This is a genomic window from Candidatus Accumulibacter necessarius (assembly GCF_036625085.1).
Genome location: NZ_JAZKUM010000003.1, coordinates 327981 through 341063 on the forward strand (window position 1 = coordinate 327981; position 13083 = coordinate 341063).

At 63.8% G+C, this 13083-nt stretch carries 6 protein-coding genes and 6 pseudogenes; 7 read left to right on the forward strand and 5 right to left on the reverse strand.

Annotation, left to right across the window (positions count from 1 at the left end):
- Window positions 1-23 precede the first annotated feature (23 nt).
- From V5B44_RS26625 to V5B44_RS09725, 7 genes and pseudogenes are all read left to right on the forward strand, one after another.
- Window positions 24-1026, forward strand: a pseudogene (locus tag V5B44_RS26625) (hypothetical protein).
- A gap of 2 nt (window positions 1027-1028) precedes the next feature.
- Window positions 1029-2675: pseudogene (locus V5B44_RS09700) on the forward strand (alpha-D-glucose phosphate-specific phosphoglucomutase).
- Between the two features lie 22 nt (window positions 2676-2697).
- Window positions 2698-3991 (forward strand): annotated as a pseudogene (gene glgC / locus V5B44_RS09705) (glucose-1-phosphate adenylyltransferase).
- 20 nt (window positions 3992-4011) lie between these two features.
- Window positions 4012-5451, forward strand: a pseudogene (gene glgA, locus V5B44_RS09710) (glycogen synthase GlgA).
- A 242-nt stretch (window positions 5452-5693) separates the two neighbouring features.
- A complete protein-coding gene (locus V5B44_RS09715) occupies window positions 5694-5927 on the forward strand; it encodes a DUF1015 family protein (protein ID WP_332358854.1) in 234 nt (77 codons plus the stop codon).
- Window positions 5872-6396, forward strand: a pseudogene (locus V5B44_RS09720) (DUF1015 family protein). The gene V5B44_RS09715 and the pseudogene V5B44_RS09720 overlap by 56 nt, the downstream one beginning before the upstream one ends.
- Window positions 6397-6435: 39 nt before the next feature.
- The gene (locus tag V5B44_RS09725) at window positions 6436-6753 is read left to right on the forward strand and encodes a hypothetical protein (RefSeq protein ID WP_332359121.1); all 318 of its coding nucleotides are present in this window, start codon (window positions 6436-6438) and stop codon (window positions 6751-6753) included.
- Between the two features lie 223 nt (window positions 6754-6976).
- Here the strand turns inward: V5B44_RS09725 and selD are convergent.
- From selD to hemN, 5 genes and pseudogenes are all read right to left on the reverse strand, one after another.
- Window positions 6977-8069 (reverse strand): annotated as a pseudogene (selD, locus tag V5B44_RS09730) (selenide, water dikinase SelD); the annotation flags it as partial.
- A gap of 63 nt (window positions 8070-8132) precedes the next feature.
- Window positions 8133-8348 carry a heavy-metal-associated domain-containing protein gene (locus V5B44_RS09735; RefSeq protein ID WP_332358855.1) on the reverse strand — a complete coding sequence of 72 codons (216 nt, stop codon included), beginning with the start codon at window positions 8346-8348 and terminating at the stop codon, window positions 8133-8135.
- A gap of 62 nt (window positions 8349-8410) precedes the next feature.
- Window positions 8411-10822 carry a heavy metal translocating P-type ATPase gene (locus V5B44_RS09740; RefSeq protein WP_332358856.1) on the reverse strand — a complete coding sequence of 804 codons (2412 nt, stop codon included), beginning with the start codon at window positions 10820-10822 and terminating at the stop codon, window positions 8411-8413.
- Window positions 10823-10883: 61 nt separating this feature from the next.
- The gene (locus tag V5B44_RS09745) at window positions 10884-11564 is read right to left on the reverse strand and encodes a sulfite exporter TauE/SafE family protein (RefSeq protein ID WP_332359106.1); all 681 of its coding nucleotides are present in this window, start codon (window positions 11562-11564) and stop codon (window positions 10884-10886) included.
- A gap of 77 nt (window positions 11565-11641) precedes the next feature.
- Window positions 11642-13039, reverse strand: coding sequence for an oxygen-independent coproporphyrinogen III oxidase (hemN, locus tag V5B44_RS09750; RefSeq protein WP_332358857.1), 1398 nt, complete (start codon window positions 13037-13039; stop codon window positions 11642-11644).
- Window positions 13040-13083: the final 44 nt, after the last annotated feature.

Below are 13083 nucleotides of genomic sequence, written 5' to 3' on the forward strand. Positions count from 1 at the left end.
CTGGCTGGTCGCCAACCTCGGCGATGCCGCTGCCGTGTCCAGCATTTTGCGGCCTGACGGCCAAGCCCGAGCGGGCGGTCGACTTCGGGATCAGGGAGGACTCGGTCTTTCCGCTCTGGGACTGGGTCGGTGGTCGTTTTTCGCTGTGGTCGGCAGTTGGCCTGGCACTGATGATCGCCATCGGTCCGCAGGCTTTCGCCGAACTGCTGGCCGGCGCCGAACGCATGGACGAGCATTTCCGCAGCACGCCCTACGAGCGCAACCTGCCGGTGGTGATGGCCCTGATCGGGATCTGGAACACCAATTTCCTGGGCGCGACGAGCAACGCCGTGTTGCCCTACAACGAGTCGCTGAAGTACTTCCCGTCCTTCCTGCAGCAGCTCGAAATGGAAAGCAACGGCAAGTCGGTCGGGCGATGGGCAGCCGCTCGCGCATGCTTCGAATCCCATCGTCTGGGGCGAACTCGGCAACAATGGCCAGCACGCCTTCTTCCAGCTTCTCCATCAGGGTGGGCGACTGGTGCCCTGCGATTTCATCGCCGCCGTGCGCTCCGACTACCCTTGCCCGGTCATCAGGAGGCGCTTGCTCGCCAACTGTTTCGCACAGAGCGCGGCGCTGGCGTTCGGCAAGACCGAGGATGAGGCGCGCAGCGAACTGAGGGCACGATGTCGCGGCGAGCGCTCGCGGAACTCCTGCCGCACAAGGTGTTTGCCGGCAATCAGCCGTCGTCCACGCTGCTGCTTGTCGCGGCTTGATCCGCAAACGCTCGGTGCCTGATGGCACTTTACGAGCACAAGGTGTTCGTGCAGGGCGCTCATCTGGGGGCTCAACTCCTTCGACCAGTGGGGCGTCGAGCTTGGCAAGGCCGTGGCCAGCAGCATTCTGCCGGCGATCGATGAACCGCTGGCAAAACACTCGATGCATCGACGCAGGGGCTGCTGGCGTTCACCCGGCAGCATCTGGCATGAACCGATTTTGCTCCGGTATCGATTCGGGGCGTTCAATTTGCGACGAGGCATGACATGACTATGAAGGTGATCAGCGTTCCCAGCACGCCGTTCTCCGGCCAGAAGCCGGGGACATCCGGGCTGCGAAAGAAAGTGACGGTATTTCAGCAGGCGCGGTATCTCGAGAATTTCGTCCAGGCCATTTTCGACACGCTGAGCGGCCAGCAGGGGCAGACGCTGGTCCTCGGTGGCGATGGCCGCTATTACAACGATGTCGCCATCCAGACCATCCTGCGCATGGCGGCAGCGGCCGGTTTTGGCCGCGTGCTGGTCGGTCGTGACGGCATTCTGTCCACCCCGGCAGCCAGCGCCGTGATCCGCAAATGGCAGGCCTTTGGTGGCATCATCCTGTCCGCCAGCCACAATCCGGGTGGCCCCGATGGCGACTTCGGCATCAAGTACAACCTCGGCAATGGCGGACCGGCGAACGAACTTTACCGATGCCGTTTATCAGCGCACGCAGGAGATCAGTGTCTATCGCATCGTCGAGGCGCGATATCGACCTGGCCGAATCTGGGCGAGTTTCATCGGCGACATGGTGGTCAGCATCATCGATCCGGTCGCCGACTATGCCGAACTGCTGGAGTCCCTGTTCGACTTCGATCGCATTGCCGCTCTGCTGGCACGTCCGGATTTCCGCATGCGTTTCGACGCCATGCACGCGGTCAACGGCCCCTACGCGAAGGCCATTCTCGAAGACCGTCTCGGCGCTCCAGCGGGTACGGTGGTCAACGGCACGCCGCTGCCCGATTTTGGCGGCGGCCATCCCGATCCGAACCCGGTCTATGCGGCCGAACTGGTCGCTGCGCTGGCCGACAGCCGCTCGGGTCTGTCGTTCGGTGCGGCCTCGGATGGTGATGGCGACCGCAACATGATCGTCGGTCGCGGTTTCGTCGTCAGTCCGAGTGACAGCCTGGCAGTGATCGCCGCCAACCATGCGCTGGTACCCGGCTTACGCGGCCGGCCTGGCGGGCGTCGCGCGCTCGATGCCGACCAGTTGTGCGGTGGACCGCGTTGCCAAAGCCCTCGGCATTCCCTGTTACGAAACACCGACCGGCTGGAAATACTTCGGTTCGCTGCTCGATGCCGGCAAGGCCACGCTCTGCGGCGAAGAGAGCGCGGGCACCGGTTCCAGTCACGTGCGCGAGAAGGATGGCCTGTGGGCGGTCCTCTACTGGCTCAACATTCTGGCGGTGCGCGATATGCCGGCCGATGTGATCGTGCGTGAGCACTGGCAGCGTTTCGGGCGCAACGTCTACTCGCGCCACGACTACGAGGGCATCGAGACCGCCGCAGGCCGATCGCCTGATGGATGAACTTGCGCGCGCGCCTGCCGCAACTGGCGGGCTCGCTGTGCAATGCGGCCTGCGCATCGAGGCCGCCGATGATTTTGCCTATACCGACCCGGTCGATGGCTCACGCTCGGAGCGTCAGGGCATCCGCATCATGCTCGACGACGGCTCGCGGGTGGTTTTCCGGCTCTCCGGCACGGGTACCGAAGGGGCGACGCTGCGCGTCTATCTCGAACGTTTCGTGGCCGACCCAAGTCTCCACGAGGTGCCGACGCAGGAGGCGCTCGCACCGCTCGTGCAACTTGCCGAGACGGTGGCACAGATTGCCGTGATCACCGGGCAGAAAAGGCCCGGACGTGATCAGCTAGAAGGGTGATGGCTGTTGGCCACCGGATGCGATGAATCAGTATGAAAAGGGGATAAGAAAATGGTTGACAAGGAGAACATTCCAGTTGCCGCGCAAGGCGATTGCCTGGTTCTCGCTGGCGGGCGCGGCAGCCGCTTGCACGAACTGACCGATCGCCGCGCCAAACCGGCGGTCCACTTCGGCGGCAAGTTCCGGATCATCGATTTCGCCTTGTCGAACTGCGTCAATTCGCAGTTTCGGCGCATTGGCGTGGTGACCCAGTACAAGTCACACAGCCTTTTGCGCCACCTGCAGCGCGGCTGGAGTTTCCTGCATGGCGAAGTCAACGAGTTCGTCGACCTGTTGCCGGCACAGCAGCGGATTGACGAGGAGTCCTGGTATCGTGGCACGGCCGACGCCGTTTACCAGAACATCGACATCCTCGAAACCTATAATCCGGCGCCCGAGTACGTCGTGATCCTGGCCGGCGACCACGTCTACAAGATGAACTACGCCGTGATGCTGGTCGACCACGTCGAGAGCGGTGCCGAATGCACCGTCGCCTGCATCGAAGTGCCGCGCAGGAAGCCAGTGGTTTCGGCGTCATGGACGTCGATGAGAACGGCATGATCACCGACTTCATCGAGAAGCCGGCCGATCCACCGGCGATGCCGGGCAATCCCGACATGTCCTTGTGCAGCATGGGCGTCTACGTCTTCAATGCCAAGTACCTGTATGCCGAACTGGCGCGTGATATTCCGACGAGACCTCCAATCACGACTTCGGCAAGGACATCATTCCACGCGCCGTGGCCAACCGCGTGGCGGTCGCGCACTCCGTTCTCGCGCAGCTGTGTCATGGCTCCCGATGAACCAGTTCAGGGAGCACTACTGGCGTGACGCCGGGACGATCGATGCCTACTGGGATGCCAACATCGATCTCACCGGCACGGTGCCGGCGCTGAATCTCTATGACCGCAACTGGCCGGTGTGGACCTATCAACAGCAGTTGCCACCGGCCAAGTTCGTGCACAACCATCTCGACCGGCGCGGCACGGCCATCGAGTCCTCGGTTTCCAGCGGCTGTATCGTTTCTGGCGAAGTCAACCGTTCGCTGTTGTTCTCCGGTTCTCGCGTCCATTCCTACGCCGGGTGAATCTGTCGGTCTGCTTCCCGATACGACGATCGGTCGCGAGCTCGTCTGAGTCGCTGCGTCGTGGACAGCGGCTGCAGATCCCGCCGGGCATGGTCGTCGGCGAAGACCCGGAAGACGATGCGCGTCGTTTCCGGCATACCGAGAACGGCGTTACGCTGATTACGCAGAAAATGCTCGAGCGACTCACCTGACGCGGCAGGCTCGATAGTCCTTGCGCATTCTGCACGTTGCCGCGGAGATCTACCCGCTGGTCAAGACCGGCGGCCTCGCTGACGTCGTGGCCGCCTTGCCGGCGGCGCTGGCCGCGCGCGGGCTCGACGTTCGCGTCCTGTTGCCCGGGATGCCGGCCATGCTCAACGGCGTGAGCGACCTCGAAGCGAGTGATCCGCCTCGGTCCGGCCTTCGGCGCGGCGGTCATTACCCTGCGGCTTGGCCGCCTGCCGGACAGCGGCTTGCTGGCCTACGTCATCGATGCGCCTTTTCTTTACCGGCGCGACGGTAATCCTTATCTCGGGCCCGGACGGTCGCGACTGGCGCGACAACCATCGGCGCTTTGCGCTGCTCGGCTGGGTTGCGGCGCACCTCGCTGCCGGCGAGCTTGATCAATACTGGCAGCCGGAAGTCGTGCATGCGCACGACTGGCACGCGGGACTGGCGCCGGCCTACATTGCGCAGAATCCGGCGCTGTCCACGGCCACCGTGTTCACCATTCACAATCTCGCCTTCCGCGGGCTGTTCCCTCTCGACTACCACCACGACCTGGGTTTGCTGATTTCCGGTGCCGGATCAGAGCGCGCTCGAGTTTCACGGACAGTTGTCGTTCATGAAGGCGGCGCTGGTGCATGCGAAGCGCGTCAACGCCGTCAGCCCGACCTATGCCCGGGAAATCTGTACGCAGGAATTCGGCTGGGGGCTGGACGGCGTGCTGCGTGGTCGTGGCAACGATCTGTCGGGCATTCTCAATGGTGTCGACTATTCGGTCTGGGATCCCAGCAGCGACCCCGCCCTGAGCATGAACTACCGTGCCGACGCCTGCGCGGCAAGAAGGTCTGCAAGCTCAAGCTGCAAGCGGATCTCAATTTCGCGGTCGTGCCAAGGCGCCGCTGTTCGCGGTGGTCAGTCGCCTGACCTCGCAAAAGGGCATGGATCTGGTCCTCGGTGCCTTGCCGACGCTGCTGGCCGAGGGCGGCGCAACTGGTGGTCATCGGCAGTGGCGAAGCCGATATCGAAGCGCTTTCAGGGCCGCGCGGCGGCTCATCCGCCGCTGTGTCGGTCCATCTCGGCTACGATGAGGCCTTGTCGCACCGCATCATGGCCGCCGCCGACATTCTGCTCGTTCCTTCGCGTTTCGAGCCCTGCGGTCTGACGCAGCTCTATGCCCTGCGCTATGGCACCTTGCCACTGGTGCGGCGAGTCGGCGGCCTGGCCGATACGGTGATCGATGCGACGCCGGAAAACCTCAAAGACGGCACGCCAACGGTTTCGTCTTTGACGATGCCAGCAGCCGCAGCTGGCCCGCACGGATAAGCGAGGCCTGCGCTCTACCGCGATGCGGCGACGTGGCACCAGGTGCAGCGGCGACGGCATGGCGCAGGATTTCTCCTGGGACGATTCGGCGCTGCGCTATGAGGCGCTGTACCGAAGCATCTGAGGCGGCAAGATCGTACAATGGCGTCCTGGCGACTTCTCTGCTAATCTCGTCTCTCCGTGCAACTGATCCATGCCGCTGGCTACCAGCCTTGCTGTGCCAGGACCAAGTGCGGCAAGTCGGCCAGCCGAGTGCACTATAATCCGTGCAGCGGCATCCGCCGGAATGAGAATTTGCGACCGTTTTCCAGAAATCGCTCCAGCAGGAGAATCTCTTGTCTTTTGATCATTGCCTGATTCGACCATTTGCCGGCCTGCGTCCGCGCAGCGCAGGATGCCGCAGCAGTCGCTGCGCCACCCTATGATGTACTCTCCAGCGCAGAGGCGCGGCAGGCGGCGATCGGCAAGCCGCTGTCCTTTCTGCATGTGTCCAAGGCCGAAATCGACCTGCCGCCGAGGTCGATCACTATCGCTCCCGAGGTGTATGCCAGTCGGCCGAAATTTTCAGCGCCTGATCGACGAGCGGGGTGCTTGCCGTGACCCGCATGCATGCTATTACGCCTATCGCCTGGTCATGGGCGAGCACATCCAGACCGGGCTGGTGGCCGCTGCTTCGATCGCCGCCTACGACAGCAACCGCATCCGCAAGCACGAGTTCACCCGCCCGGACAAGGAAGACGACCGGGTACGCCAGATCGAAGCGCTGAATGCGCAGACCGGTCCGGTGCTGCTGGTCACCCGGACGAGCGACGCGGCCGAGCGCCTGCTCGCGCTGGCCACCGAAAGTGTGCCGGTCGCCGATGTGACGGCGACGACGGCATCCGGCATACGCTGTGGATGATCGACGGCCGAGCAGATCGCTGTTGCGCGTATCAGCGAGGTCTTCGGCGCCATGCCTGCGCTCTACATCGCCGATGGTCATCATCGCTCGGCAGCGGCCTCGCGGGTGGCCGCGGCGCGGCGTGGCCAGCCGGGTGCAGCGGCAGTGCCGAGTTTTTCCTGGCGGTGATCTTTCCGGCTTCGCAGATGCTGATCATGGACTACAACCGTGGTCGCGGGACCTCAACGGTCTGACGAGGAAGCTTTCCTGGCGGCGGTTGGCGAGCGCTACACGGTCAGCCCGACCGCGGGGCCGGTGAAGCCCGAGCGTAGCGGCGTTTGCGGCATGTATCTTGGGGGCCGCTGGTATCGGCTGGAACTGCGGCCTGAACTGGTTCCTGTGTCCGATCCGGTACGCCGCTCGACGTGTCGGTGCTCGCCGAGCAGATTCTCGGCTCCGGTGCTGGGGATCACCGACCTGCGCCGAGACACGCGCATCGATTTTGTCGGCGGCATGCGCGGCCTGGCGAACTCGAACGGCGGGTGAACAGCGGCGAGATGGCGTCGCCTTTGCCATGTATCCGACGCAGATGGCCGACCTGATGGCGGTTGCCGACGCCGGCAGGTGATGCCGCCCAAGTCGACCTGGTTTGAACCGAAGCTCGCTGACGGACTGGTGTCGCTGCTCGACTCGATCCGATTAGCACGCGCGAAGCGGCCGGGGGTAGCTGGCGCGTCCGTGCCGATCGGTTCAACCCCGCCTTGCTCTTGACGACGGAAACCTGCGGCTTTGCCTTCGGCATCTCGCCGATCACCGTCGCGTGATCGAAGCCTTCCTGCAGGAAAACCGCCAGGACTTCGGTGACCACTTCCGGCGCGCAGGCGATCAGCAGCCGCCGCTGGTCTGCGGGTCGGTCAGCAGGGCCGTTCGAGCTCGCCAAGGTGCTTTTTTCTGCAGGCTGACGTGTTCTCCATAGCTCGCCCAGTTGCGCCCGAAGCGCCGGTTACGCAGCCTTTTTGGCGTACTCGAGGGCGTTTGGCAATGTCGGCAAGGCCGTGTAATCGATCACTGCCGAGACGTCGCGATGCCTTGCAGATTTCAACCAGATGGCCGAGCAGGCCAAAGCCCGTGACGTCGGTCATCGCATGTACGCCGGCCAGGCAGGCGAGCGCCCGCCCTGGCGTGTTGAGCTGCGTCGTCGAGGCGATCATCGCGGCGTAGTCGCTGGGCGACAACAGGCCCTTCTTCAGCGCGGCGCTGAAGAAGCCAACGCCCAATGCCTTGCCGAGAATCAGCTTGTCACCGGGGCGGGCGCCGGAGTTGCGTTTGAGGTTGTCCGGATGCACCAGACCGATGGCGACGAGACCATAGATCGGTTCGACCGAGTCGATCGTGTGCCCGCCGGCAATCGGGATCCCGCCTTGCTGCAAACCGACTCGCCGCCCTTCGAGAATGCGCTTGATCGTTGCCAGCGGCAGCTTGTTGACCGGCATGCCGACGATGGCCAGCGCCAGCAGCGGAACGCCACCCATGGCATAGACATCGGAGAGGGCGTTGGTCGCTGCGATGCAGCCGAAGTCGAAGGGGTCGTCGACGATCGGCATGAAAAAGTCGGTGGTCGCGACCAGCGCCTGATCGTCGTTGAGCTGGTAGACGGCAGCGTCATCGCTGGTTTCGATGCCGACCAGCAATTGCTTGGCGCCGAGTACCGACGAGGTCTTGGCGAGGATCTGTTCGAGTACGTTGGGGGCGATCTTGCAGCCGCAGCCGCCGCCATGCGAGAATTGCGTCAAGCGAACCGGTTCGGTCGATGCGACTTCCGGGCCATCAAGCTCAATCGTTTTGGTCTTTTTTCTGGTCATTTATTTGCTAGGCCGCATGGCGGCACGGTAAGAGGAGCGGGGTATAGGTGCAGCGAAACCGCCTCAGGGCGAGACAGGGGCGTCAAATCCCGCCGCTTCGATGGCGTTCCTTAACTGATCTACGCTCACCCGGCCGGGGTCGCAGGCGACACTGGCTTGGCCCGCCTCCAGGGAAACATCAACCTGCGCCACACCAGGCAGGGCCATGAGGGCCGTCGTGACACCCTTCACGCAACCCTGGCAACTCATGCCCGCGATGCGGATCACGATTCTTTCCATCACACCTTCCATTTCTGTCTGCCGGCGCCGGTTGCATTGAGCGCATGGTCAGTCTCCGGGCCCTACCTGCCGCCGGCACGCCAGCGTTTCAGAAGCAGCGAGTTGGACACCACCGAAACCGAACTGAGGGCCATTGCCCCGCCGGCGATCACCGGGTTCAGCATTCCAACTGCGGCCAGAGGAATGCCAAGCACATTGTAGATGAAAGCGCAGAACAGATTCTGCCTGATTTTCCGCAGGGTCGCACGCGAAAGCAGGATGGCATCGGCGATCCCGTTCAGATCGCTGCGAACGAGAGTCACGTCGGCCGTCTCGATCGCGGCATCGGATCCGGCGCCGATCGCGAAGCTGACGTCGGCGGCGGCCAGCGCCGGCGCGTCGTTGATGCCGTCGCCGACCATGGCCACCACGGCGTCACCAGTCTTGAGCGCATTGACCATCGCTGCCTTGTTGGCGGGGAGCACGCCGGCGCGAAAATCATCGATGCCGACCGCGCCGGCAATCGCTGCGGCGGTGGCGGCATGATCGCCAGTCAGCATCACGACGCGGATTCCCATGGCCTTCAGCCGCGCCACGGCAGCTTGTGAAGTTGCGCGCAACGGGTCGGCGATGGCCAGTAGAGCCAGCGCCCGGCCAGTGCCGGCTTCCACAGCGTCGGCGCATTCAGTCAGCACCACCACGGTCTTGCCCGCGTGCTGCAGGGTCTCGATCATCTCGTCGGGGAGGCCGACAAAACCCTCCGGCGCACCGAGGAACAGCCAGCGTCCCGCGACTCGACCCTGCACTCCTCGACCGGGAATCGCTCGAAAGTCTTCAAGCACGGGCAGGACCACGCCGGCTGCCTGTGCATGCTGCAGGATCGCCCTGGCCAGCGGATGTTCGGATGCCTGTTCAAGGCCGGCGGCCAGTGTCAATGCTTCCTCGGTTGACGCCAGCAAGGGCAGAACATCGGTCAACACCGGTTCGCCGCGCGTCAGGGTGCCCGTCTTGTCCACTACCAGCACGCGTATCTTTTCCGCACGCTCGAGCGCCTCGGCGTTCTTTATCAGGATGCCGGCCGCTGCGCCCTGACCGCTGGCGACCATGATTGCCGTCGGCGTCGCCAATCCGAGGGCGCAAGGACAGGCAATCACCAGCACGGCGACGGCATTGACCAGCGCCGTACTGAAAACACCCCCCAAAGCCCACCAGGCAACGAAGGTGCACAGGGCGATAACGCAGACGACGGGTACGAAAATTCCCGAGATGCGATCGGCGAGTCGCTGGACGGGCGCTTTCGACCCCTGCGCCTCGGCCACCATGCGGATGATGCCGGCGAGCAGGGTGTGTTCGCCGACGCCGGTTGCGCGGCAGCGCAGCATTCCTTCGCCATTGGCCGTGGCGGCAAACACGCGTGCGCCCTGGCGCTTGCTCACCGGCATGCTCTCACCGGTGAGCATGGCCTCATTGACATTCGATGAGCCGTCGAGCACCTCACCATCGACCGGTACGCTTTCGCCAGGACGGACAATGAAGATGTCGCCCGGGATCAGCCGAGCGGCGTCGAGTTCGATCAGCTGGCCGTCGCGCTCGACCCGTGCCGTCCTCGGTTGCAGGCGTATCAACGCCTCGATCGCTTCAGTGGTCTTCGCCTTGGCGCGCGCCTCGAGCAGTTTGCCGAGCAGGACGAGCGTGATCACCGCCGCCGAAGCCTCAAAATAGACGTGCAGGTTGGCGGCCCCGGTGATCGTCACGACTAGACTGAACGTGTAGGCCATCGTGGTGCCGAGGGCGACCAGCACGTCCATGTTTGCACCGCCACCGCGCAAGGCCTTCCAGGCGCCATCGTAAAAGCGCCAGCCAATCCAGAACTGCACTGGTGTCGCCAGCAGAAGCTGCAACCAGCGCGGCAGCATGTCCTGCGGATGGTGCGCGCCGACATCGAACATGGTCAGCATTTGCGCAGCCAGTGGCAGGGTGAGCGCGGCAGAGATCCAGAAGCGCTGCAACTCGACCTGCTGGCTGGCCAGTTTCCTTGCCTTCTCGTCCGCGCGTGCGCGATCGTCGGCCAGCCGCCCGGAGAACCCCGCCCGCGCGACAGTGGCGATCAGCACTGCCGGGGCGACGACCCCGGGGAGGTAGCGGATTGTCGCCCTCTCGGTCGCCAGATTGACGACCGCCTCAACCCCCGGCAGCCGGTTGAGCAGCTTCTCGATGCGTGTCGAGCAGGCGGCGCAGGTCATGCCTTCGATGGCCATTTCCAGGGTCCGCGGTGGCACGCCGAAGCCGGCCTTTTCGATCGCCGCGACGACCTGTTGAGCCGTCGTCTCTGCGGCCGTGATCTCGACCAGTGCATGCTCGCTGGCCAGATTGACGCTGGCGGCGACCCCCGGCAATCGATTCAGCACTTTCTCGATGCGCGTTGCGCAGGCGGCGCAGGTCATTCCCGTGATCGGCAAATCCAGCCGCACGCTGTCCGTTGGCGCTGTGCTCATCTTCGCCGGTGGCTTTGCAGGAACGCGGGGCCGGGTTGGTTCGGCATGCCGTTGGCCATCGCTAGTCCGCCATCATCAGGCGAGCGAGTCCCGGTACGCTCATCAGTCCCCAGATGCCAAAGCCGAGGATGAGCAGGCCAGCCGTCAGGCGGACCGCCGGCTGGCGCGCGTAGGCCTGGAGCCGGGTCGCAAGCAGGCCGGCAAGCAGCAGATTGGGCAGGGTGCCAAGGCCGAAGGCCAGCATCAGGCCCGCGCCATGGCAGGCAGATCCGCTGGTCAGGGCGGTTGCCAAGGCACTGTAGACCAGGCCGCAGGGCAGCCAGCCCCACAGCAGGCCGAGCGGAAAGGCCTGCGCCGCGCTGCGCGCAGGAAGATAACGCCGGGTGAGTGGTTGCAGGTGTCGCCAGAGCTTCTGGCCCAGCCGCTCGCTGAACGCGAGCGCCCTGGTCATCCCCATCAGGTAGAGGCCGAGGGCGATCAGCATCAGGTTGGCGAGCAGGTAAAGGATGGTCCGCACCGGCAGCTGACCGGATAGCGCCATGCTCGCCTCGCCCAGCGCACCGGCGATCGCGCCGGCCGTCGCGTAGCTGACAATGCGCCCAGCGTTGTAGGCAAGATGCAGGCCGAGGCCTGCCGGAGCGCCCAGCGAGAGGGCACCGACGATACCGCCGCACATGCCGACGCAGTGCGTGCCACCCAACAGACCGATCAGGAGCAAGGCGAGGTAACTGGATTCAAACATCAGTGGCAGGAGGACGCACCGGGGCAAGGTGCGAGGATTCTACTCCTTCCTCGTCACCGGCCGGCGGCTTGTCTGCTTCAGATGACCTTCGAGTACCGGGTACGCTGCCGATCGGCCCGCAGGTAGCGGTCGAAGACCATCGAAATGGCGCGCACCAGCATGCGGCCACGCGGCAGAACGGTGATCCACTTGTCGTCGACGCGAACCAGCCCCGCATCGACCATCTCGCGCAACTCGTCAAGCTCCGTCGCGAAGTATTTCCTGAAGTCGATCAGGTGGGCAATCTCGATCGACTCGATCGATAGTTCGAAGTGGCACATCAGCGACTGAATGATCGAGCGGCGCAGCAGATCATCAGCGTTCAGCTCGATGCCGCGGTAGACCGGCAGGGTGCCGCTGTCGAGTAAATCGTAGTACTCGTCGAGCGTTTTCACGTTCTGACTGTAGGTTGGTCCGACCTTGCTGATCGACGAGATGCCAAAGGCCAGCAGGTCACAGTCCGAATGGGTCGAATAGCCCTGGAAGTTGCGGTGCAGGCGCCCCTGCCGCTGGGCGATTGCCAGTTCATCGTCGGGTTTCGCGAAATGGTCCATGCCGATGTAGACGTAGCCGGCATCGGTCATCCGGCGGATTGCCAGGGCGAGGATCTGCAGCCGGGCGTCGGCCGAAGGCATGTCCGATTCCAGGATCCGGCGCTGCGGCTTGAACAGGCTCGGCAGGTGTGCATAGTTGTAGATCGAGACACGATCCGGGCTGACGTCGATCACGCGGTCGAGTGTCTGGCTGAACCCCATGACTGTCTGTTTCGGCAAGCCGTAAATGAGGTCGACGCTGATTGATTTGAAGCCGGTCGCGCGCGCTGCGTCGATCACGGCGCAGGTTTCTCCCTCGCTCTGGATGCGATTCACCGCCTGCTGTACGCGGGCATCGAAATCCTGCACGCCGACGCTCATGCGATTGAAGCCGAGCTCGCCAAGCAGTTCGACCGTCGCACGATCGACCTTCCGGGGATCGACTTCGATCGAGTACTCGCCGCCGTCGATCAGTCTGAAGTGCCGGCGTGTCGCGGCCATCAGCTGGCGCATCTCGTCGTGCGAGAGAAAGGTTGGCGTGCCGCCTCCCCAGTGCAGCTGCGCCACCTCCTGATCGCCGCCCTCCAGATAGCTGCTCTGCAGCGCCAGTTCGCGTGCCAGATACTTCAGGTACTTGGCCGAACGACCATGGTCCTTGGTGATGATCTTGTTACACGCGCAGTAGTAGCAGATGGTGTTGCAGAAGGGAATGTGGAAGTACAATGACAGCTGGCGACTGATGGCGCCAATATTGCGTTTGCCGAGCCAGAGTCTGGCTGCGTCCGAACCAAAGGCTTCAACGAAGCGGTCCGCTGTCGGGTAAGACGTGTAGCGGGGTCCGTTGATGTCGAAACGGCGGATGATCTGTGGATCAAAAACAAGGTTGCCAGCGACAGAGTTCATGTTCCCACTACACTGTATATTGCCTGCATTATCGGACCACGCCG

Bases quoted from the DNA above. Each gene is read 5' to 3' on its own strand.
- hemN (WP_332358857.1), bottom strand. From the start codon at position 13,039: ATGAACTCTGTCGCTGGCAACCTTGTTTTTGATCCACAGATCATCCGC.
- V5B44_RS09745 (WP_332359106.1), bottom strand. From the start codon at position 11,564: ATGTTTGAATCCAGTTACCTCGCCTTGCTCCTGATCGGTCTGTTGGGT.
- V5B44_RS09735 (WP_332358855.1), bottom strand. From the start codon at position 8,348: ATGGAAAGAATCGTGATCCGCATCGCGGGCATGAGTTGCCAGGGTTGC.
- V5B44_RS09740 (WP_332358856.1), bottom strand. From the start codon at position 10,822: ATGAGCACAGCGCCAACGGACAGCGTGCGGCTGGATTTGCCGATCACG.